The organism is Campylobacter sp. RM5004 (assembly GCF_022369455.1).
Classification (GTDB): Bacteria; Campylobacterota; Campylobacteria; order Campylobacterales; family Campylobacteraceae; genus Campylobacter_E.
On sequence record NZ_CP059599.1, the window covers coordinates 160,663 to 183,143 of the forward strand.

Consider the following 22,481-nt stretch of genomic DNA (forward strand, 5'->3'; position numbering starts at 1 on the left):
TTTGTAATTCCTAATTCAAATTCTTTAAGATTTGAATTAGATTTTTATATCTAAGTGCTTGTTACTTACAATGTCTTTTACTAAGCTTGAGCTAAGTTCTAATGCTACAGAAGTTTCTATTGCATTTGCATTTTTGCCTAATTTTTCTAAGACTTTATTTTCATCGTTTGTAAGAGAGCTTGCACCTAATTTTTTGATTTTTAAAGTTATTTGCATAAGTTTTGCTAAAAGCTCGGCTTGCTCTAATTCTTTTTCTTTTTGTTTGTTTTTAATCTCTTCGGCGCTTTGTCCTTCTTTGGTGTGATACTCAAATGCTCTTTTAAAATCACTTTTGTAGCGTTTAATATCTGCGTATTTTTCTTTAAGCTCACTTTTATACTCTTGTTCTTCATTAGCATTAGTAAAATTAAGCTCAGCAAAACTAAGCTCGCCATTAAAATCTCTATCACTAGATATTACATAATCTAAATATTCGCTAATACTTGTGCCAATTTCTAGCCTTATTGCATCGTAATTTTTGGTGTTTATAAATCTTTCATCGCTTAATTTATTTACTACATAAAGATACCCATCAAACTCGCCATAAATACCAACCTCAAGCCTTGCTTTGCTTAGCTCATCATTATTTATTCTGCCGTCTTGATTGCTATCAGCATCAGCAAGTCCTAAATCATAGGCGATTTCTTTAAACCAGCTTGATACAAAATTAGCAGCGTCTTTGTTTAGAATAATCTTATCATCACTAATAATGAAATTATCTTTATCAAAATGAGCCATTAATTGCTCTATTGTTGTTTTGCTTAGACTTAGCCCATGAGTATTGTTATCAAGGCAAAAAACTATATTTATATTATCTTTATCGCTTGTTTTTAAAGAATAATTATGATTTGTTATATCATCTTTTATGGTATTAATTTTATCATTGCTAAGATTTTGAAAATTATTTAAGTTTGTTTTGTGGTAACTTTTATCATAAACTTTTGAAATATCCACATCAAAGCCACTAATTCTCATAAAATCTCCGAAAATTATCAATAATTATTTTGATTTAAATTATTAAAACTAGTTTAAGTAAATCATATTGAAATTTTGTTTAAAAAACAATTAGTTTGTAACTATAAGTAACTATTAGCTATTTCCTATTTCAAATTCTTTTAAAATTTGTAAAGAATTTGAAATAGGAATTAAGCTTTAATATCAAGCAATTTTGTTTCGCTAAGTTCATTTATAAAGTCTTTTGTATAAGATATAAAATCTCCTAGCTTATCGTTATTAATCAAATCCTTTAATTTATCTTCGCTTATTTTAAGATTTATAGAAAAATCTTTTAAGAGTTTCTTTTCATCATTTGTAAGACTTTCTAAGCCTTGATTTTTTAGCTTTGCTAAGGCTGCTAACTTTTTTAATTCTTCTAATTCTTTTTCTTTTAATTTATCTATATTCATAATTTTATAAATATTGCCAATTTCAATTCGCTCATCACTAGATTTGCAATCAGCTATGTATGTATGAATTTTATTTTTACCATCAGCTCCTAAATATTCGCCAAATGTTATCACTCCATCAAGGTTTTTATCATCATTTAAGCTTATATCTAAAGCCTTGCTAATATCCATACTCTCACCTTCTGGCAAAGCTACCATACTAGGTAAATATGTACCTACTATAGCATATGAAATTAGTTCTTCTTCAAGTGTTTTTTCGTTTATTACTATTTCGGAAGCTTCACTAAATACCGTAAATGTATATTTAAATTCCTTGCCCCTTAATTCTCCATCATTATTCATATCAGCTGCTAGAAGATTTCTTCTATATGCAATATCACTAAACCACCCAGCTACAAAGCTAGCTGCATCTTTATCTAAGATGGTGCCTTTGTCGTTTTCAATGAAATTATCACTATCAAAAAATTCTTTTAATCTATTTAGATTTTTTTCATTTATTTTTACACCGATATTATCTTTATCAAATCTAAAAAATACATTATAATCTTGCTCTTTATTTGTTTTAATCTCAAAATTATTTTTTTCTATATGATAATTTAAATCTTTTAGCTCAACCTCATTTAACTCGTGCTTTTTAACATCAATTTTCCAAGCTACCGGCATATTTTTACTAGCACTTATATCGTGTATCATAAATAATCCTTAATGTTTATTGCTTTAAATCGGCTAGATTACAAAAATCTTAATTCCTATTTCGTAATTCTTATAAATTTTCATGGAATTTGAAATAGGAATTTAATCTCCGTATTTTATGCAGTTTATTCCGAATTTATCTCTTATTTTTGATAAGGTTTCGTTTAATTTTTTGCTTTTTTCATTAGTATTGAAAATATCTTCACAATAAGTTTTATCAAGACTATTTGCACTTATTCCAAGATAATAAATATTGTTGTTTTTAGCGTTTTTCATTAGTATTTCAAAGCCTTTTAATGAGTTTTCTAGTAGGTTTTTTTCGCTAAAAGGTTGGATGAGGTTTAGGCTTGTATGCTCGTAATTAGCTCCGTATTTTATGCTTACATCAATTTTTCTAGGATGAAAGCCGTTTTTGCTTATCCAAACGCTTAAATATCTAGCAAGGATTTTTATCCTACGCCTTAGCTCTTCATAATCACTTATAGGTTTAAAACTTTTTGATATTGCGTGGCTTTTAATATCTTTTATCTCTTCTACTTTTTCATTATCAATGCCTTTAATTCTAGCGATGATTTTTTTGCCGTGTTTGCCGTATTTATCTAATAAATATTCTTTTTGCAATAATTCATCTAAAGTATTTATACCATAAGCTCTTAGATATTTTTGAATTTCTTTACCAATTCCAGCAAAGTCTTTTATATCAATGCCTTTAATTGCGTTTTGCATATCGTATTCCATTCTAATGCCGAATGGTTTTGCTAAATCTGTTAAAAATTTCGCACCCCATTTGCTATGATTTATCCCTATACTAGCTGGTAAGCCAAATTTTTCTAAGAGTTCTTTTTGCAAATATTTTGCATAATCTAGTGCTTCGGTATCTTTTTTAAAGCCTTCTAAATCTCCAAAAAACTCATCAATGCTAAATTGCTCAATTACAGGGATTTTGCTTTCTAAAAAAGTCTTTACCTTAAAGCTTAGTTCTTTATAATGCCTTATATTGCTTCTTGCGATTTTTAAATTAGGGCATTTTTGATAAGCGATATTTAATTTATCTCCTACTTTTATTCCGTATTTTTTAGCTTCATAAGATACTGCAATGGCTGTAAAATGCTTGTAATCAATATTTTTTATGGGGGTTTTATTAACTTCTATTGAAGTCATAAAAGCGATTTTGTTTTCTACATATTTTGCATCTTGTGTGAAAAAATCTTCATTACTTCCTGCATAAATTACGCAAGGAACATTGCGTAATTCTTCGTTTATAAGTCTTTCGGCATTTACAAAATAGCTATCAAAATCTATATGTAATTTCATTAAAATCTGTTTTTATATATTTGTAAAAACTCATTCATAGGTGTTGCACCTTTATGATAATAAAATCCTTGTAATTCATCGCAGCCTAATTCTTTTAGACAATTTACTTGCTCAATTGTTTCAACGCCTTCAGCTACAACTCTTTTATTCATAGTTTTTGCGATTTTTATAATCCCTATTATGATTGCTTTTGAGTTTTCGTTTATCAAATCACAATCTTTAGTATTTAATCCATCTATAAAACTTTTATCAATTTTAATAGTATCAATAGGAAGATTATTAATATAAGATAAAGAACTATAATCTTTACCAAAATCATCAATACTTATTAAAAATCCTATCGCTTTTAATTTTTCTAATATCGTTTCGCTATTTTCTCTTAATCTATATCTTTCAGTAATTTCTATATCTATTAGGCTAGGGCAAATGTTGTATTTTTTCATATTTGCTACTAGATAATTTATCATATCTTTATGATGAAGATGTTTTGCTGAAATATTTATGCTAATAGGAATATTTATTCCGATAGTTTGTAAATATTTTAAATCTTGAAATACTCTTGCGATTACAAATTTTTCAAGCTTTATAATTAGGTCGGTTTTTTCTGCAATTCTTATGAATTTTTCTGTATTTTCAAATTTATCATTTCTCTTCCAGCGAATTAAAGCTTCTGCACCTTTTACTAGATTGTCATTAGCTCCGATTTTTGCTTGATAAAATACATCAAGCTCGCCTTTTTCTAAAGCTCTTTTTAAATCGTTTTCTAATTTAGCTTCACTATCAATTTGAGCTTTTACTTCTTCTGAATAATTGCAATATAATTTATCCTTTTGAACGCTTGAAAGTAGTGCAGCTTTATAAGTATCATTTATTATTTGACTATAATTATCGCTTGTTAGTATGCTAAAGCCAATCCCTACGCTTTGCTCATATATTCCATCACTTCCAAAATTAATGCTTTCGCTAAAGCATTCGTGTAGTTTAACTGCCATAGTATCAAAACATTTTTGAACTTCATTCGCACAAGGGAATGCTAATAAGAAATCTCCATTACCGCTAATTTTTGCAATTTTTGAATCCGTTAATGTGGTTGAAAAGCTAGAAAATCTATTTGCTAATTCTAAAATAATCTTATCGGCTAGATTAAAACTTCTACTTTTTAATAGGTTTTGATAGTCTTTTAGATAAATATAGCTTACTATTATAGGGCAATCTGATTTTTCGTAAAGCTCTAAAATATCTAATAAGAATTTTTGTTTTTTTGGTAATTTGGTTAAAGAATTGTAATTTTCTTGATAATATATATCGTTTAAAACTTCATTTAAAGAATCAGCGATTTTTTGAAATTCGCTATATGTTAAGTCTTTTGATAGGTTTAATGGTTTATGTTTTTTAACAGAATTTGCCAAAAGCTCAGCGAAATTATCAAAATCTTTTTTTACTTTTCTTAGTCTTCTTTGATATATTCTATTACTTGCTAAGGCTGCTACAAAAACGGTTATAGTGAATACAAAAAATTGAAATAAGGTTTGGTCTTTGTTTTGTTGTAATCTAATTTTTAGGCTTTCATTGCTTATATTATGCACTCTATGATGCTCTTCAATTCTTTTAACTTCGCTAAAATATCTAAAAGTCCCAAAAACTGCTCCCGCAATCTCAACTAACAAAAAAGTTGTAACAACAAAATTTTTAAAAGAATTAGATAAAATTGAGCGTGTTTTTTTCATACCTTACCCTACCTAAACATTTTTATTGACGCCTTTGCTTCTTCTTTTTCCATATAATTACGAACTGACTCTTGAGCGTTTTTATTTATTAAATAATTTTTTATTTGTTCTTTTGCCATTTCATAAGATGCGCCGTTCATTTTATCCTTATTTAGGTTATAAAATCTTATAATTTCATCATCGCTTACATCTTTCATATAATTTTGTGCGATTAAATCAAATAATTTTCTCTTTAAAATCTCATCTTTTATATTATCACTTAAGATTTTTATCTTATCTTGATTATGTTCTATGAAAGTGTCTAAACTTACATTATTTGCTGCTGCTATTTTTGATAATTCTTCGTTTATTTCTATTTGATTTACTCCTAATTTAAAATTTTTAGCAAGTGAAGTGCATATTTTATTTTGAATTAAAAGTTTTAAAGCTTCGTTTTGGTCTATATTCATATATTGTGAAACTTCTAATATATCAATGTTTGTAATAGGTTCATTATTTACGCTAGCAATTATTGAAGCAATAGGATTTGCTTTTAAAAATGCACTAATAATTAGCACATATAAAATTTTTCTCATTATTTACCTTTAAGTGATTTTAAGTGATTATAACTACAAAAAATTCACAAAAGGCTAATAATAATGATAGTTACTAGATTTGCACCCTCTCCAACGGGGTTTTTACACATTGGTGGGCTTAGAACTGCACTTTTTTCTTATCTTTATGCTAAAAGAAATAATGGTAAGTTTATTCTTCGTATTGAAGATACAGATATGGCAAGAAATAGCGAAGAGGCAACAAAGGCTATTTTAGAAGCGTTTAAATGGGTTGATTTAAAAGTTGATGGAGAAATCACATATCAAAGTAAAAGAATGGATATTTATAAAGAATACATTCAAAAATTACTTGATAGCGGAAATGCTTATTATTGTTATATGAGTGAAGACGAATTAAACTCGCTAAGAGCAGAGCAAGAAGCTAGAAAAGAACGCCCTAAATATGATGGAAGATATAGAGATTTTAAAGGAGAGCCACCAGCAGGAATTAAACCTGTTGTTAGAATTAAAGCACCACTTGATGGAGAAATTATCGTAAATGATGGTGTAAAAGGCGAAATAAGATTTAATGCTGCTGATATTTTAGATGATTTTGTAATCGCTCGTGCTGATGGCACACCTACTTATAATTTCGTTGTGGTTGTTGATGATGCTTTAATGGGTGTAACTGATGTAATTCGTGGAGATGACCATCTTTCTAATACTCCTAAACAAATAATTATATATGAAGCATTAGGCTTTAAAGTTCCTAATTTTTATCATTTAGCAATGATAAATGGAGAAGATGGCAAAAAGCTTAGTAAAAGACACGGAGCAACCGATGTTATGGAATACAAAGCTATGGGGTATTTGCCTGAAGCATTGCTTAATTTCTTACTTAGACTTGGTTTTTCTAATAAAGACCAAGAGATTTTTTCTATGCAAGAAATGCTAGATTGCTTTACTTTTGATAATGTAAGCAAAGGTGCAAGCACATATAACGCACAAAAGCTAGAATGGATAAACGCTCATTATATAAAGACTTTAAGCGATGAAAGATTAGTGAATGCTTGTAAGGACTTAGGATTTGACTTTTCAAGTATTAAAAATTATTCGTTTTTATTAACTATGTTAAGAGAAAGAGCAAAGACTTTAATAGAATTAATTAATAGTGCAAAGATTATAGTAAATGCTCCTAGTACTTATGAAGAAAGTGGAGTTGCAAAATTTGTAAATGAGAATAGCAAAGCATTATTTGCTAAGTTTGTAAATGAGTTTAAAGATGCAAAAACTGAAGCGGAATTTGAATTAGGAATTAAAGAATTTTTAGAAAACAATAACGCTAAACTAAAAGACATAGCTCAATTAATAAGATTAGCATTAACAGGAACTACTGTAAGTCCTAGTATTTATGCTATGATGGAATTTTTAGGAAATGAAGAAATAAAGGCAAGATTTAATAAATTTTTAAAGGAGATTGTATGAATAATTTAAAAGAAAGAGCATTAGAGTATCACTTAGGTGGTAAGTTAGCAACGGCGATAAAAACGCCTATGAAAGAATACGAAAGCTTAAGTTTAGCGTATTCTCCAGGGGTTGCATATCCATGCGAAGAGATTGCTCGTGATGCGGATTTAGCTTACAAATACACTAGCAAAGGTAATTTAGTAGCAGTTATTAGCGATGGTTCGGCTGTTTTAGGTCTTGGCAATATCGGTGGTATTGCAGGTAAGCCTGTTATGGAAGGCAAGGCGTGTTTGTTTAAAAAATTTGCAGGCGTTGATGCTTATGATATTGAGCTTAGCACTCAAGATACCGAAGAAATAATAGCAGCAGTTAAAGCGATTGCTCCTAGTTTTGGTGGAATAAATCTTGAAGATATAGCAGCTCCTAAATGCTTTGAGATTGAAGCAAGACTTCAAGATTTAGGAATTCCTGTAATGCATGACGATCAGCATGGAACTGCGATTATTAGTGCTGCAGGTCTTATAAATGCTTGTGATTTAATAGGTAAAAAATTAGAAGATTTAAAAGTAGTTGTTTGTGGAGCAGGTGCAGCAGGAATTGCAAGTGCTAAAATATACAAAACTTTAGGTGTTAATAAGATTTTCTTAGTAGATTCAAAAGGCGTTTGCAATACAAAAAGAACTGATTTAAACGAGCATAAATTAGAATTCGTAAGAGAATGTGATGAAGATACTTTAGCCGAAGTTATCAAAGGTGCTGATGTTTTCTTAGGACTTAGCAAAGCAGGAGCTTTAAGCGAAGAAATGCTAAAAACTATGGCAAAAGATCCTATCGTATTTGCTTTAGCAAATCCTGATCCTGAGATTTTACCTGAGCTTGCAAAAAAGGTTCGCCCTGATGTAATTATTGCAACAGGAAGAAGCGATTATGATAACCAAATTAACAATGTTTTAGGCTTTCCATATATTTTCCGTGGAGCTTTAGATGTTAGAGCTAGAAAGATTTCTATGGCTATGAAAATTGCTGCTGTAAGGGCTTTAAGCGAATTAGGAAGACTTGAAGTTAGTGAAAAAACAAAAAAATTATATGGCAAAGATTTAAAATATGGAAAAGATTTAATAATTCCAAAACCTTTTGATGATAGGGTAAAAGCTTATGTTAGCACAGCAGTTGCAAAGGCTGCGGTTGATGAAGGAATAGCTTTAGTTAAAGATTTTGATGAGAAAGCGTATTTTGAAAGGCTTTTAAATGAAGGTAATTAAAAATACTTTAGTTTCAACTTATCTAGCGAAAATTAGGGATAAAAACACATCTTGCAGGGATTTTCGTGAGCATATCAAAAAGCTTAGTGGTTTTGTGATTTATGAAGCTTGTGAGTTTTTAGCAACTGAAAAAGTAGTAGTTCAAACTCCGTTAATGCCTTGCGAATGCGATGTAATAAGTGATGATATTGTAATAGTTCCTATTTTAAGGGCTGCACTTGGTATGAGTGATATTGCACTTGATTTATTAGGTAAAGCTAGTGTGGGATTTTTAGGAATTCAACGCAATGAAGAAACGCTTGAGCCTGAGTTTTTCTTTGAAAAATATCCACAAGATATGCAAAATAAAACTGCAATTATAATTGATCCTATGTTTGCAACGGGTGGAAGTGCGATTGCAGCGGTAAATAGATTAAAGTCAATAGGTGTAAAAAAGATAATTTTTGCAAGTATTATTGCAGCACCTGAAGCAAGAGATAAGATGAAAGCAGTTCACCCTGATGTGGCTTTAATTACTGCTTGTCTTGATAAAGGGCTTAATGAAAAAGGCTATATTGTTCCAGGTTTAGGCGATGCTGGAGATAGAATATTTAATACTTTAAAGGACTAATATGAAAAAGTTATTGTTAAGTTTAGGTTTATTTTCGTTTTTAAATGCTGATATTGTTACTATGAATATTAGCGAGTATGATTTTTCTAATAAAGATTATGCTTTAATTGATGTTAGAATGCCTAGCGAATACGCTGCAACAGGTGTAGTAGATGGTGCTAAATTAATCACATTTTTAAAAGAAGATGGCACTATAAATGCTGAATTTATAGATGAGGTAGCGAAAAACTATTCTAAAGATAGCAAAATTGCCATTATGTGCAGAAGCGGTAAAAGAAGTTTAGCAGCTGCTAAAATGCTTGAAAAAAACGGCTTTAATGATATTTTAAATCTTGACGGCGGAATGAACGAGCTACTTAAAACTAATATAAAATTAGTTCCTTATAAAAACTAATTCTTAATTCCTATTTCAAATTCTTTTTGAAATAGGAGCTTATTTAAGTATTCCTTGATAGCCCGTGTCAAAAAGGGCTTGATTTATCATGCTTTCATTAAGTTCTTTATCGCTTTTAATTATTGCATTTTTTGTATCTAAACTCACATTTACTTTTGTTACGCCATCAATTTTTAGTAGTGCCTTTCTTACAATTGCAGTGCATAATGGACAATGCATTTTAGGAACTTCTAGTGTGTATTCATAGGCATTTAAAATGCTAAAAAATAAGCTTAAAAATATTAATTTTTTCAAATCATTGCTCCTATAATTTCAGGATAAAATACAATTAATAATAAAATTATTCCTATTACAAATAGTTTTGTTTTATTGTTTTTGTTTAGCTTTTTGTATAAAAATACAAAGTAAAGCACGCAAGTAGCAATACCTAAATAAAATCTCAAAGGTGCTAAAAAATCAAAATTAACAAGGCTTACCCCAAATATTAAAAAGCTAATAGCTCCAACACAACAAAGGCTAGAGCTAATAGCCAATAAAAATATTGAAATTAAATATTTTTTCATATTTGTTTTGAAGTGTATTCATAAACAAATTCGCTAGGTGAATAATAATCTAGCGTATTTGAATCAACTTCAGCATATACATAGCCAAAATTATTAAGTGGTGCTTGAGCTGGGCGTGGAGTTAGTACAAAATCTCTTTGCGTATTAAATTCACACCAACACATTTCCCAATTTCCGAATTGAAATTCTATTAATTTTTGTATTTGGCTATCGTTATTATCTAGTTTGAGTGATAATTTAACCTTAGCTACATCAGCAGGATCGCATGGAATCCAGCCATAGCCTTTTAGATAAAATTCCGCTCTACAATGTTGAGCTTTTGTGATGTTTTCTTTACTACCCATTGCAGCGTAAAATCTACTTTCGCCCAAACGAATTCCAAAGCATTCTCTAGCAGGTATATTTACACTTCTTAAAAGTGCTACGAATACCGAGCTAATATCAGTGCATTTTCCATAAAGCTTTTTACTTTCTAAAATAGCTTTAGCATCGCCAATTCCACATCCAATTACGCTTTCATCACGAGTAAAATTAAGCGCTACCCAATTATAAATCGCTCTTGCTTTTTCTAAATCACCTTTTATTCCTTTTGTAATTTTTAGAGCGTATTCTTTTACTATTCCGCTAGTGAAAATATGTTCGCTTGGTTTTAAATATTTTGCTATGCTTTCGTCTAGCTTTTCGTTTTCGTTAAAATTGACTTTTGAAAAATCAGTAATTCTATCGTGAGTTTTAATATTAAATTTTGTAATTAACTCGGCTTTTACATTAGAAAAACTTGCATATAAACTATTTGTTTCAAAATCACTTAAATAAATTTCATTGTAATTACCACTATTTATAATATCACTCGTAAGGTGTTGATAGGGGCGTGACTTTGGTAATGGAAGCCAGATTTTGCTAACTTCGCCTGATTCATTTAGATTATGCTTTAAACATACTGAGTATTCTTTACTATCGTCTTTTGTTGCTTGATTACAATTTATTGAAGTGGTTTCATTCGCACTTAGTAAAGTGTTTGCTGCAACTGCAGACGATAAAGTTAAAAATGTTCTTCTTTTCATAACTTTATCCTTGTGTGAAATAAAGTTTAATTTTAAATTGTTTTATTTAATAATAAATTTAGTTTTTTAATAGTTTTTATGTTATTATTGATTTTTTACATTTTTTTAAAGGAAAATTATGGCTAAAGATGATGTAATAGAAATTGATGGCGAAGTTATTGAAGCACTTCCTAACGCTACTTTTAAGGTTGAGCTTGATAACAAGCATGTAATTTTATGCCACATTGCAGGTAAAATGAGAATGCATTATATTAAGATTATGCCAGGAGATAGAGTAAGAGTGGAATTAACTCCTTATAGTCTTGATAAAGGTCGTATTACTTATAGACACAAATAATTTAGCACTTTTTATGGTGCTAAACTTCTAATTTATTTTTTCATTTTATTTACCATTTATTTATCTTGGGGGGGGGCATAATTGCTCTTTTGAAAGGAGATTAAATGAGTGATTTAACAACAAATGAAAACAAATATGATTTGTTTAAGGGTGTTTTATTAGTAGATGTTGGTGCTGTAACGAAATATAGTTTAATTCATATTAGCGAACTTGAAATTACGGTTACTTCTAGTGTTAGCTACAAAGATGCAGAGCAATCACTTAAAGATGTGGCTAGTTCTTTGGGTTACAACTGTGTTTTAAACATAGTAAGAGATAATTATGTTGAAAGTACGGAAACTTTTGGGTCTGCACGTACAGAAGGTAGTATAGATGGTAAGATTAGTAAAGGTTTGTTTGGCTCTTATAATAATTATTCTAAAATTGATGCAGAAACCACAATTAATTCAGAAACTCAAGTAAATAATTGCTTTAATATAAAAGGTACTCTTGCAATTATTGGTAAGCCAAATCCTAATGGTGAAAGCATAGATGTAGATGAGCTATCAAAAAAGGATGAAATAATTTTAGAATGTGTATATGCGGCTTATCAGGTTTATAATATTAACTACGAGTTAGAAGAAACCATAGAAAGTGAATATGGAACTGTTTTTTTAATTATAGTAGGTGCAGGGTTTGCTACTTTTTTATCATTTGTAATTGGGTTTTTATCATTTGTAAAATTTATAAGCATTCCTATATGGTTGATTGCTGTATGGAATTCTAAATCAGCAGATAGAAAAATAGACTTACAAAAGAGAGCTTTGTTAGAATATGAGACAAATTTCAAAAACCTTGCAAGTAATTATGGTAGTGAATTAGTAGCTGTTTATAATTCTATTCCATATGCAACAATTAAACACATAGGAGATTAAAATGAATAGTTTAGAAGTTATAAATAATGTTTCAGAGTTTAAAGAAGGTGAATTTTGTGTAGCGTTTCATAAAATGATTTTTGAAAACAATACAAATATAACCGATAAAAATGTATTAATCAACATGGCTAGACCAAAGACTTGTTTTGAGAAAGCAAAAAATTTAACTCTTAAATCACTGGTAATTTATCCAGTTTTATATCTTATTGGTCATTTTTTGTTTTAGTAAAAAACTACAAACTTTAAGCAATCTAGCATTTTTTAGTGCTAGATTATTTTTATAATATGCTCTATTTTATTTTTAGCTAGTATTTTTGAAACTTCATTTATATTAGGACATTCTACTTAAACACTTATTTTGTAATCGCTTATAATTTTCTTGGTCTTTTTCATTTTTCATTCATTATAAAAGCTTATGATCAAAGTAAAATTTCAAAATACTTTTTTAAATTATATCTTGATTTTAAATTGCTAAAAAATCTTTAGAATTTGAATTCGGAAATACAAATAAATCTAATATTTAAACTTATATTAATTTTGTTGTGATATCATCAACATTTTTGCAATTTATCTGTGTGAAGAAGTAATATTTAAGTGAATTTTCCACCGTTTAAATATTAGTTGGTAATTCGTGATACCTAAAAATGCAGATTGTAAAAAAGTGGAAAGCAAATTATTTTTTAGGAGACAAGATGAAAGTAAGACCATCTGTTAAGAAAATGTGCGACAAATGTAAAGTCGTTATGAGAAAAGGCGTTGTTCGTATTATTTGCGAAAATCCAAAACACAAACAAAGACAAGGATAAGGTATGGCTCGTATTGCAGGTGTTGATTTACCAAAGAAAAAAAGAATTGAATATGGCTTAACTTATATCTATGGTATAGGTTTATTTACTTCACGCAAAATTTTAGCTGCTGTTGGTATTGATCCAAACAAGCGTGTTTATGAACTAAGCGAAGATGAGGCAGCAACTATTCGTAAAGAAATCCAAGAACATTATTTAGTTGAGGGTGATTTAAGAAAACAAGTTGCTATGGACATTAAAGCTTTAATGGATTTAGGTTCATATCGTGGTTTAAGACATAGAAAAGGTTTACCAGTGCGTGGTCAAAAGACTAAGACAAATGCTAGAACTCGCAAGGGTAAGAGAAAAACCGTTGGTGCAAAAGCGTAAGGATAGATAATGGCTAAGAGAAAAGTAGTTAAGAAAAAATTAGTTAAAAAGAATATTGCAAAAGGTGTAGTATATATTAGTGCAACTTTTAACAATACAATGGTAACAGTTACTGATGAAATGGGAAATGCGATAGCATGGAGTAGTGCAGGTGGATTAGGTTTTAAAGGTTCTAAAAAATCAACTCCATTCGCAGCACAACAAGCTGTTGAAGATGCTTTAAATAAAGCTAAAGAACACGGAATTAAAGAAGTAGGTATTCGTGTTCAAGGTCCTGGTAGCGGTAGAGAAACTGCTGTTAAGAGTGTTGGTGCAGTTGAAGGTATTAAAGTTACTTTCTTAAAAGACATTACACCATTAGCACATAATGGTTGCAGACCACCAAAACGCCGTCGTGTATAATATAAGTATAGGAATATAGGAGAAAATAGTATGGCAAGATATACTGGACCAGTAGAGAAAATTGAAAGAAGATTAGGCGTTAGCCTTGCAATGAAGGGTGAAAGAAGACTAGCTGGTAAGAGTGCTTTAGATAAAAGACCTTATGCACCAGGTCAGCATGGTCAAAGAAGAGGTAAAATTAGCGAATACGGCTTACAATTAAGAGAAAAGCAAAAAGCTAAATTCATGTATGGTGTAAGCGAAAAGCAATTTAGAAAATTATTCCAAGAAGCTGCAAGAAAAGATGGCAACACAGGTGCTATTTTAATTCAATTCTTAGAGCAAAGACTAGATAACGTAGTTTATAGAATGGGATTTGCTACAACTCGCCGTTTTGCAAGACAACTTGTAACTCACGGACATATTTTAGTAAATGGTAAAAGAGTAGATATTCCAAGTTATAGAGTATTGCCAGGTGCTAAAGTTGAAGTTGTAGAGAAGAGCAAAAACAATCCTCAAATCGTAAGAGCAGTAGAACTTACAAATCAAACAGGTATTGTTGAGTGGGTAGATGTTGAAAAAGATAAAAAATACGGAATTTTCACAAGAAAACCTGAGAGAGAAGAAGTTGTCATTCCTGTTGAGGAAAGATTCATAGTAGAGCTATACTCTAAGTAATAAGGAGTAGCACATGAGAAAAGTAGTTACAACAGCTCATATGCCAAATGAATTTACTATTGAAAATATCGGCGAAAACAAAGCACGCATAAGTGCTTGGCCTTTTGAAATTGGTTTTGGCATTACATTAGCACATCCACTGCACAGGCTTTTACGCCTTAGTGCAATTGGCTATGCAGCAACTGCTATTAAAATTGATGGTGTAAGTCATGAGTTTGATAGCAAAAGAGGTATGGTAGAAGATATTTCTTTATTTATTATCAATATTAAAAATATGCGTTTTAAAATTAAAAACGAAGATAGTAAGAGAGAAGAAGTAAGCTTTAGCTTTAAAGGGCCAAGAGAAATTAAAGGTAGTGATTTAGCTAATAATGTAATTGAAGTTGTAAATCCTGATAACTACATTGCTACTATAAATGAAGATACTGAGTTAGATTTTACATTAGTTATTGAAAAAGGTATTGGCTATGTAGCAAGCGAAGATTTAAGAGAGAAAACTGATAGTAGTTTTATAGCTCTTGATGCGTTTTTTACACCAGTTAGAAATGCAAACTATTCAATAGAAAAGGTTTTACATGAAGATAATCCTGACTATGAAAAAATTGTATTTGAAATAACAACTGATGGTCAAATAACTCCTGAAGATGCGTTTAAGAATGCTTTAGATGCTATGTATCAACAAATGATGGTATTTAACAAAATAGCAACTACAAGCCCAAGATTAATTGGCGAAGAAGATACAGAAGAGTTTGATTTCTCTGCTTTACTTAAGAGTGTTAAAGAACTTGGTTTAAGCGTAAGAAGTAACAATGGTTTAGAAAAAGCTGGCATTGAATTTATAGGCGAATTAGCTTTAATGAGCGAAAACGATGTAAATAATTTAAAGAATGTTGGTAAGAAATCAGTAGAAGAAATTTTAAATGCTATGAAAGAAATAGGCTATCCAATAGGTTCTAACTCTGTTGAGGCTTATAAAGATAAACTTATTGAAAAAATAAAAGAAATAAAGGATAATAAATGAGACACGGACACGGATACAGAAAGCTAGGTCGCACTAGCACTCATCGTGCAGCTTTATTAAAAAATTTAAGTATTGCAATTATCAAAAATGGTAAAATTGAAACAACTTTAGAAAAAGCTAAAGAATTAAGATCTTATATTGAGAAATTAATCACTCGTGCTAGAGTTGGAGATTTTAACGCTCACAGAGCAGTATTCGCAGCTTTACAAGATAAAGAATGCACAAATAAATTAGTTACAGAAATAGCACCAAACTACAAAGAAAGAAATGGTGGCTATACAAGAATTATCAAAACAAGAACTCGCCGTGGTGATGCGGCTACAATGGCTTATATTGAGCTAGTATAATTATTGAGTGCTTCGGCACTCAAGTATTATGAATAAAATCACACTTCCTTATAATCAAACTTTAGAAAACTACATACTCAACAAAGAGCTTTACGAATTAGCAAATATTTCACAAAATGTTTATAAATTTTGGAAAAATATCAAATACGCTCAATATCCTAATTCTAGAATTGTATTTTTGGATAAAAGCACTATCGCAAAAAAATATGAGAATTTGATTTCGGAATGTTCTAATTTAAGTGGTTTGGTTTTAGCAAGTGCTTTTTGTTCTATGAGTAATTTAGCCCCATCACATTTAAACCCAAACAATAATTCAAATCTATTAGAAATAATAAAACTTGTAGAAATTTCAGGGATAAAGTTTATAGATTTAGAAGACTTTTTCAAAAAATTAAATATCCCTAAAAACTCTCATATTTATATTGAAAAATGTTGTTATTTCGCACCTGAACCATTTGAGAAAAAAATCAAATTAACTAATACTTTATGTTTAGGATATTATTAAGGATTAACTATGCTTACAAAAATAAGAAATATTTTAAATGAATTTAACGCTGATTTTATGCTGATTTTTACTGCAGATTTTCATCTAAGCGAGTATATTAACGAGTATTTTAAACTTAAAGAAATTTTAAGTGGTTTTTGTGGTTCGGCAGGAACTTTGCTAATTAGTAAAAACGAAGCATTTTTATTTACTGATGGTAGATATTTTTTACAAGCCGAAAATGAGCTAAAACAAGATTTTAAGCTAATAAAAAGTCCTGATTACATTAGCTATATTAAAGATAATTTTAACAATAAAACTGCTTTATTAGACTTAAGAACAATCTCTTATACAAATTATTTAAAATTAAGCGAAGTTGCAAAAATAGTTGATTTTACAATAAATTACAATGATTTTCATTCAAGAACTTTGCCAAATGATAAAGTATTTTATCAAAATCCTAAATTTGTTGATAACATTAATAAAATAAAAAGATTGCAAAATGAACTAAGCGAAAAAAACATAGATTATTGTGTAATTTCAAGCCTTAGTGATATTGCATATCTTACAAATCTTCGTGGAAAAGATGTAGAATACAACCCCGTTTTTTTAAGCTATTTGATTGTTTCTAAAACAAAGGCTTATTTTTATATTGATGAAAATAAATTAAGCGAAATTATTAAAGATGAAGATTTGATTTATAAAGATTATTTTGACTTTTACGATGATTTAAAGACCCTAAAAGGCAATATAATTTGTGATTTTTCTAATACTAACGCAAAAATTATAAGCCAAATAAAAGCAAATATAATAAATGAGATTTTGCCAAGCACAATGCAAAAAGCATGCAAAAGCGCTAATGAAATTAAGCATTTAAAATACGCTCATTTGTTAGATGGCATCGCACTTTGTAAGTTTAATCACTGGCTTGAAAATACTGATTTATCAAGCGTTGATGAGTGCAAGATTGATGAAGTTTTGACAAATTATAGAGCGGATAATGAGTATTTTATAAGCAATTCTTTTGATACTATTGCAGGATTTAATGAAAACGGAGCCATAATTCACTATAAAGCTAAGAAAAATAATGCAAAATTTTTAAATGAAAATGGCTTATTACTCCTTGATAGTGGAGCACAATATGAGTGTGGAACTACCGATATTACTAGAGTTTTTAAGATAAATAAAGCTAGCAAAGAGCAAATTAGAGATTACACCCTAGTGCTAAAATCAAATATTGCAATCTCAAAAATACTTTATCCAGAAAATATCAAAATGCCATTACTTGATAGTATAGCTAGAAAAGAGCTTTGGCAGTATGGGCTTGATTATTTGCATGGCACGGGTCATGGGGTAGGGTATTTTTTAAATGTTCATGAAGGTCCGCAAGTATTATCACTTAATGCAAATGCTAGCGAGCATACAAGAGTAAAAAGAGGAATGCTAACATCAATAGAACCAGGATTGTATCACGCTAACAAATACGGAATAAGGCTTGAAAACCTTGCTATAAGTGAGTTTGCGATGAGTAGTGAATATGGAGATTTTTTAAGATTTGATATAGTTACTTTGTATCCATTTGAGCTTAGTTTAATTGATTTAAATATGCTAAATACTGATGAAATTAAGTGGCTAAATGATTATCATTTAAGAGTTTTTAATACCTTAAACCCTTATTTAGATGATTACTTAAAGAACTTTCTAGCTTACAAATGTCGTGAAATTCCTATTTTAAATTCCACGAATTTTTAAAAGAATTTGAATTAGGAATTTGATTTTAATTTAGGAGCGAAATGAAATATTTATTTATCGCTATGATTGTGTTTGCATTAGCATTATTAGTTGAAGCGTATCCATATAAAAAATACAGATTTAAGTTGTTTTTAAAATTTATCTTTTGTTTTTATTATTATAAACTACTCTTAAAAGAATACAAGCCAAAGGATAAAAATCACAAGCTATATAATTTTATTGAAAACTTTATTTATTGCTTTAAGTTTTTATTACTTACTCTTATATATTTGCTTTTGTATTGCGGTATATTTGGCTTATTTTTTATGCTAATATATTGATGTTTTAAGAATTTAAAATCGGAATTTAGGTTAAAACGGGGTAAGCAAATGGCTTTTAAAAATGTAGTAATTACAAAAGAACTTGATGAGAAATACAAATTATCTAAAATCTTTAATATTTATAACAGAAGGTATCAAGCTATACCAAAAGGAACAGAAATTTTACTTGATAGTGATAAAGAGTGTTTTTTGCTTGAGTGCTATCACTATGAAGACCCAGAGCTAAACCACTTTTATCTTAGCAAGGCTGTATATATGATGTGGTATCAAAATACCTTTATAGAGCTTGTGATAGATTATGATTTTTATGAGATGATTGAAGGCGTGATGTATGATTATATCTATGAGATTTTAGATATAAAAGTGCTTGATGCTACCACTAAAGATAACAAAGAAGGCTTTAATGTAATAAGTTATGATTATATATGTAATGTTTTAGACATTAGGGAGAAATCACCGCTTAGCAAAGATGAAATCTTTAGCGTAGTAAAAGATGCTTTGTTAGCTTGTAAAGGCTACGGAGAAAAAGTATATGTTTTAGATGAGATAACTAAACAAAAGCTAGAGCGAACAAAACTATCGCTAGATGAAGCAAATGAGATTTTGGATATTGCTGATGATACAAGGTATTTTGATTATATAGCAAAGCATTTAGACTTAAGATATCTTGGAGTTTTTAACAAATACACCGTTTTTTGCGAAGGGGTAAATGATATAAAAGATACAAGAAGTATTGATAAAACTATCGCTTTAAAGTTTTTGGATATTGATACAAATATAAGTCTTAAAAATGCTTTTATAAGGGTTTTTGATATAGATGAGCAAAGTTTGTTAAAAGCTTTAAAAAGCGATATGTTTAAGCATGTTAATATCTATGATGAGTTTAGCTCTCGCTTAAACAAAGAATTACATGATACAAAAGAATACAAAGCTTGTGTTGAGTTTGAGGTTATGCATATAACTATTTTAAGGCGTTTTGTAAAAGAGACATCAGGCGCAGTTCGCGTTATAGTAGGCGATAATCCTAGTTATAATTTTGTTCATGCAGTTTGTGGTGAGATTATGAAAAATGAAAATATAACTATGATAAATGATATACCAAAGAAGTTTTATCACAGGTATGCGTGGTATTATGAGGATTTGCTTGATGCTTTTAGACGCGAGAAAGAGTTTTTTAGGGAGCATATAAAAGAAACAGAGCTACTTTTAAAACAATTATCAATACATCAAAAATACGGCATGCGTGGTTTTAAAACTTTTAGATTTTTTTATAAATACTACGATAAAGCTTTTAAGTTTTTTAACAAATATTACAATCCTTTTATGAAAGTTGTTATATTTGGTTTGCAGTTAGCTTGTGTTTATGTTGTTTTTAGACTGGCTGTTGTTTTGCTTAAGATTTTTGGTTTGATTTAGTGTAGTAAAAAACGTGTTATTATTAAATGAACTTTATTTTAAAGGCAGGATATGAATGAGTTTTTAATATATCTAGCATATTTTTTAGATAATTTACATGATTTAGCTGGTGGGATTATTAGTATTTTAATTCCTATACCATATGGAGGTTTTATTGCTTATTCTATGCTTTTTGCCCTTACATTTTTTATAGGAATGAACCTTTATCCTAGATTTATAATAGCTTTATATATTTTATTTTTTTATTTGACTATAAGAGCTGAACTTGTTGGTAAAGCTATCGGTGTGGAATTTGCACTTTTACAACTATTACTACCAATTATATTTTCATTATTAATTTGGTGGTTTTATAGGTTAGTAATGAAACAAAATCAAAAATTTATTAAAGTTATATTTTATTTTTTCTCATTTTTAATGATTGCTTTTCACGGAATATTATTAATAAGTCATTTTAATTTACATCAAAGTCCAAAGCACGAAGTAACAGAACTTAAAAAACCAAATACCTTATTATTAAGCACAATTGAAAAGCAAAACTATACGATAGATGGTAAGTTTTTTAAAAGTGTAAAGTTGATAGTTGATAAAGAAGTGCAATTATATGAAGATAATAAAAATATGAAAAACTTTTTTGAAGAAGAAGCTTCAAAATTACCAACTAGACTTAGCAAAGATAAATTAATAAATTATGATATTTATGGTTATTATAAACCTTGTAGCTATGCAGTAACAATTTTATATAATTTTAGTTCAAATTTTAGCCCTAATCTTGATAGAATTTATGATTCTTTTACTAGACTATTTATTGATAACTATTATCTTAGTTTAGATAATTATATAAGTGATTGCTCTAATGATGTTTATACAAATTATTTAAATAAATTAAAAGGAGAATTCGGTGAAAATATTAAATAAAGAGCGTTTTTGCAATACAAGAAAGGATGAAAATGTTTTATAAAGAATGTGAGCTTTGCTCTTGTAAGATTTCAAAATTAAAACTATATAGTTATAAAAAGGATTTAGGAATTTACACCTTGCAATGTCCTAATTGTAAGGCTTCTTATGGATTAAAGCCTAAAATATCTTTTGTGATGATATATGCTATTGTTAGCGAGATTTTTGGATGGGCTGCGTTTTTACTTCCGTTTTTTTGCGTGTTTTTGTGTAGTGATTTTGTGAGTAAGAATGTTGTCTTTTTAATCTTTGTATGGCTTGTATCTTTTCTAGGTATTGGGCTTTTTCTTAGTATGCTTGAACATTATTTAAATTTATTTATATTTTCTAAATTTGTCTTAATTGATGATAATGAGAAATTAGAAGTTAAAAAAACTAGATTAAATAAATTGAAAGATTTTTTCATAAAGCTTGTAAAAAGATGAAAATGTTTTATAAAGAATGTGAGCTTTGCTCTTATAAGATTTCAAAACTAAAATCATTTTCTTATAAAAAAGACTTAGGCATTCATACCTTACAATGCCCTAATTGTAAGGCTTCGTATATTCTAAAAGGCAAAATCTCAAGATTAAAAACTAGCGAGATAGTAAGTTTTATTTTTGGTGCTTTAGGTTTTAGCATTGCCTTTTTGATAGCTAGGGATTTTGTGCGTGATGATGGTTTAGCTATTTGTGTATTTTTTCTTAGTTTTTTGATTTTATCTTTTGTATTTTCTATTATTCAGCGTTATTTGGATTTGCTAATTTTTGCAAACTTAACTTTAATGAAAGATAGATTTTCTAAAAAATAATTTATTTATAATAAAGGATAGCTATGAAGACTTTTTTAAACTGGCTAATAAGTGAGATTAAATCAAATGAAAAATCTTTCATAGCTTTTTCTTTTTCTATTAAAAAATTAAATATTTATTATTATTTATTTTTTGTTTTATACTTGCTTATAAAACCTGATGATATCGCTAAAATATTTCGTGTATTTATAGATGAAAAAGCAATATATAAAGATATATTTTTATTAATTCCTTTTGTAGGACTTCAAATTATTTTTTTAGTGGTATTTATCCCATCTTTTATAGTGGTTTTATTTAACTTATTAATTGATAAAGATAAAATTAATTTTGCTTATGTGTTAAAAGATTTTTTTCTAGGCTTTGCAATATGTATTCATATTTGTTTTAGCATACTTTATCCCCTAAGTTTGGCTACTCAATCTAATGAACTTTTCTTTATTTGTTTAATAGCGTTTGTTTTTATATCTATATTGTTATTTATAATTTCTAAAGAAAATATGCATTATTTTTTTAGCATTATTTTATATCTTACTTGCTCATTACTTCTTTATGAATTAATAGATATTTTTTATATTTTAGTTTCTTTTTTGATTTTACTTATAATTTCAGTTTGCATAAGGCTTAGAAGTATTTATTTGCTTTTATTATTAATGCCTTTGATATTTCATTATTTTATAGAGTTTGCACATGGTTATTTTACAAGTAGTGAAGGCGTTATAGAGCCATTAAAACATTTAGCCGTTATGTTAAGTATATTTGTGATTATTATTGTTTATAACAGATTAAATAATAAAAGCTAATTCCTATTTCAAATTCCACGAATTTTTTAAGGAATTTAAA

Annotated in this window: 29 protein-coding genes; 21 read left to right on the top strand and 8 right to left on the bottom strand. The window is 28.8% G+C overall.

Features of this window, described 5'->3' with window-relative positions:
• Positions 1–36: 36 nt before the first annotated feature.
• The 5 genes from AVANS_RS00805 to AVANS_RS00825 all read right to left on the bottom strand — a co-directional run bounded on the left by AVANS_RS00805 (position 37) and on the right by AVANS_RS00825 (position 5,754).
• Positions 37–1,014, bottom strand: coding sequence for a hypothetical protein (locus AVANS_RS00805; RefSeq protein WP_239817773.1), 978 nt, complete (start codon positions 1,012–1,014; stop codon positions 37–39).
• A gap of 170 nt (positions 1,015–1,184) precedes the next feature.
• Positions 1,185–2,138 carry a hypothetical protein gene (locus AVANS_RS00810; protein ID WP_239817774.1) on the bottom strand — a complete coding sequence of 318 codons (954 nt, stop codon included), beginning with the start codon at positions 2,136–2,138 and terminating at the stop codon, positions 1,185–1,187.
• Between the two features lie 102 nt (positions 2,139–2,240).
• Complete coding sequence (locus AVANS_RS00815) at positions 2,241–3,452, bottom strand: hypothetical protein (RefSeq protein ID WP_239817775.1); 1,212 nt, start codon at positions 3,450–3,452, stop codon at positions 2,241–2,243.
• Positions 3,452–5,179, bottom strand: coding sequence for an EAL domain-containing protein (locus tag AVANS_RS00820; RefSeq protein ID WP_239817776.1), 1,728 nt, complete (start codon positions 5,177–5,179; stop codon positions 3,452–3,454). Before AVANS_RS00820 ends, AVANS_RS00815 begins: the two co-directional genes overlap by 1 nt.
• 8 nt (positions 5,180–5,187) lie before the next feature.
• Positions 5,188–5,754, bottom strand: coding sequence for a hypothetical protein (locus AVANS_RS00825; RefSeq protein ID WP_239817777.1), 567 nt, complete (start codon positions 5,752–5,754; stop codon positions 5,188–5,190).
• Positions 5,755–5,817: 63 nt separating this feature from the next.
• On the opposite strand from AVANS_RS00825, the gene gltX reads away from it, so the two are divergent.
• From gltX to AVANS_RS00845, 4 genes are read left to right on the top strand one after another with little or no spacing between them, the layout of a single operon-like run.
• The gene (gltX, locus tag AVANS_RS00830) at positions 5,818–7,197 is read left to right on the top strand and encodes a glutamate--tRNA ligase (RefSeq protein ID WP_239817778.1); all 1,380 of its coding nucleotides are present in this window, start codon (positions 5,818–5,820) and stop codon (positions 7,195–7,197) included.
• Positions 7,194–8,441, top strand: a complete 1,248-nt coding sequence (locus tag AVANS_RS00835) for a malic enzyme-like NAD(P)-binding protein (protein WP_239817779.1) — start codon at positions 7,194–7,196, stop codon at positions 8,439–8,441. Before gltX ends, AVANS_RS00835 begins: the two co-directional genes overlap by 4 nt.
• Positions 8,428–9,051: a uracil phosphoribosyltransferase gene (gene upp / locus AVANS_RS00840; protein ID WP_239817780.1), complete on the top strand. Its 624-nt coding sequence runs from the start codon at positions 8,428–8,430 to the stop codon at positions 9,049–9,051. Before AVANS_RS00835 ends, upp begins: the two co-directional genes overlap by 14 nt.
• A 1-nt stretch (position 9,052) precedes the next feature.
• Positions 9,053–9,445 carry a rhodanese-like domain-containing protein gene (locus AVANS_RS00845; RefSeq protein WP_239817781.1) on the top strand — a complete coding sequence of 131 codons (393 nt, stop codon included), beginning with the start codon at positions 9,053–9,055 and terminating at the stop codon, positions 9,443–9,445.
• Positions 9,446–9,484: 39 nt separating this feature from the next.
• On the opposite strand, the gene AVANS_RS00850 is transcribed toward AVANS_RS00845, so the two are convergent.
• The 3 genes from AVANS_RS00850 to AVANS_RS00860 are packed head-to-tail and all read right to left on the bottom strand — an operon-like array spanning position 9,485 to position 11,072.
• A complete protein-coding gene (locus AVANS_RS00850; protein ID WP_239817782.1) occupies positions 9,485–9,739 on the bottom strand; it encodes a heavy metal-associated domain-containing protein in 255 nt (84 codons plus the stop codon).
• Positions 9,736–10,008: a hypothetical protein gene (locus tag AVANS_RS00855; protein ID WP_239817783.1), complete on the bottom strand. Its 273-nt coding sequence runs from the start codon at positions 10,006–10,008 to the stop codon at positions 9,736–9,738. The genes AVANS_RS00850 and AVANS_RS00855 overlap by 4 nt, the downstream gene beginning before the upstream one ends.
• Positions 10,005–11,072 carry a transglutaminase-like domain-containing protein gene (locus tag AVANS_RS00860; RefSeq protein ID WP_239817784.1) on the bottom strand — a complete coding sequence of 356 codons (1,068 nt, stop codon included), beginning with the start codon at positions 11,070–11,072 and terminating at the stop codon, positions 10,005–10,007. The genes AVANS_RS00855 and AVANS_RS00860 overlap by 4 nt, the downstream gene beginning before the upstream one ends.
• 118 nt (positions 11,073–11,190) lie before the next feature.
• On the opposite strand from AVANS_RS00860, the gene infA reads away from it, so the two are divergent.
• From infA to AVANS_RS00945, 17 genes are all read left to right on the top strand, one after another.
• Entirely contained in the window at positions 11,191–11,409 is a 219-nt protein-coding gene (gene infA / locus AVANS_RS00865; RefSeq protein WP_214117771.1) for a translation initiation factor IF-1, read from the top strand.
• 104 nt (positions 11,410–11,513) lie between these two features.
• Positions 11,514–12,323, top strand: coding sequence for a hypothetical protein (locus AVANS_RS00870; protein ID WP_239817785.1), 810 nt, complete (start codon positions 11,514–11,516; stop codon positions 12,321–12,323).
• Between the two features lies 1 nt (position 12,324).
• On the top strand, positions 12,325–12,549 hold the full coding sequence (locus AVANS_RS00875) for a hypothetical protein (protein ID WP_239817786.1): 225 nt from the start codon (positions 12,325–12,327) through the stop codon (positions 12,547–12,549).
• Between the two features lie 466 nt (positions 12,550–13,015).
• Positions 13,016–13,129 carry a 50S ribosomal protein L36 gene (rpmJ, locus tag AVANS_RS00880; protein ID WP_214117768.1) on the top strand — a complete coding sequence of 38 codons (114 nt, stop codon included), beginning with the start codon at positions 13,016–13,018 and terminating at the stop codon, positions 13,127–13,129.
• Positions 13,130–13,132: 3 nt separating this feature from the next.
• Positions 13,133–13,498 carry a 30S ribosomal protein S13 gene (rpsM, locus tag AVANS_RS00885; RefSeq protein WP_239817787.1) on the top strand — a complete coding sequence of 122 codons (366 nt, stop codon included), beginning with the start codon at positions 13,133–13,135 and terminating at the stop codon, positions 13,496–13,498.
• Positions 13,499–13,507: 9 nt separating this feature from the next.
• On the top strand, positions 13,508–13,900 hold the full coding sequence (gene rpsK / locus AVANS_RS00890; RefSeq protein ID WP_239817788.1) for a 30S ribosomal protein S11: 393 nt from the start codon (positions 13,508–13,510) through the stop codon (positions 13,898–13,900).
• A gap of 30 nt (positions 13,901–13,930) precedes the next feature.
• A complete protein-coding gene (rpsD, locus tag AVANS_RS00895; RefSeq protein WP_239817789.1) occupies positions 13,931–14,557 on the top strand; it encodes a 30S ribosomal protein S4 in 627 nt (208 codons plus the stop codon).
• A 13-nt stretch (positions 14,558–14,570) separates the two neighbouring features.
• Entirely contained in the window at positions 14,571–15,578 is a 1,008-nt protein-coding gene (locus AVANS_RS00900; protein ID WP_239817790.1) for a DNA-directed RNA polymerase subunit alpha, read from the top strand.
• Positions 15,575–15,925 (top strand): 50S ribosomal protein L17, encoded by a 351-nt coding sequence (gene rplQ / locus AVANS_RS00905; protein WP_239817791.1) that lies wholly within the window; start codon positions 15,575–15,577, stop codon positions 15,923–15,925. Before AVANS_RS00900 ends, rplQ begins: the two co-directional genes overlap by 4 nt.
• Positions 15,926–15,953: 28 nt before the next feature.
• On the top strand, positions 15,954–16,430 hold the full coding sequence (locus tag AVANS_RS00910) for a cysteine permease (protein ID WP_239817792.1): 477 nt from the start codon (positions 15,954–15,956) through the stop codon (positions 16,428–16,430).
• A gap of 9 nt (positions 16,431–16,439) precedes the next feature.
• Positions 16,440–18,161 carry an aminopeptidase P family protein gene (locus tag AVANS_RS00915; protein WP_239817793.1) on the top strand — a complete coding sequence of 574 codons (1,722 nt, stop codon included), beginning with the start codon at positions 16,440–16,442 and terminating at the stop codon, positions 18,159–18,161.
• Between the two features lie 41 nt (positions 18,162–18,202).
• On the top strand, positions 18,203–18,481 hold the full coding sequence (locus AVANS_RS00920) for a hypothetical protein (RefSeq protein WP_239817794.1): 279 nt from the start codon (positions 18,203–18,205) through the stop codon (positions 18,479–18,481).
• Positions 18,482–18,529: 48 nt separating this feature from the next.
• The gene (locus AVANS_RS00925) at positions 18,530–19,897 is read left to right on the top strand and encodes a hypothetical protein (protein WP_239817795.1); all 1,368 of its coding nucleotides are present in this window, start codon (positions 18,530–18,532) and stop codon (positions 19,895–19,897) included.
• Between the two features lie 51 nt (positions 19,898–19,948).
• Positions 19,949–20,812 (top strand): hypothetical protein, encoded by an 864-nt coding sequence (locus AVANS_RS00930; RefSeq protein WP_239817796.1) that lies wholly within the window; start codon positions 19,949–19,951, stop codon positions 20,810–20,812.
• Between the two features lie 32 nt (positions 20,813–20,844).
• Positions 20,845–21,276 carry a hypothetical protein gene (locus tag AVANS_RS00935; RefSeq protein ID WP_239817797.1) on the top strand — a complete coding sequence of 144 codons (432 nt, stop codon included), beginning with the start codon at positions 20,845–20,847 and terminating at the stop codon, positions 21,274–21,276.
• 2 nt (positions 21,277–21,278) lie between these two features.
• Positions 21,279–21,641, top strand: coding sequence for a hypothetical protein (locus AVANS_RS00940; protein WP_239817798.1), 363 nt, complete (start codon positions 21,279–21,281; stop codon positions 21,639–21,641).
• A 23-nt stretch (positions 21,642–21,664) separates the two neighbouring features.
• Positions 21,665–22,441: a hypothetical protein gene (locus AVANS_RS00945; RefSeq protein ID WP_239817799.1), complete on the top strand. Its 777-nt coding sequence runs from the start codon at positions 21,665–21,667 to the stop codon at positions 22,439–22,441.
• The last annotated feature ends 40 nt before the right edge of the window (positions 22,442–22,481 follow it).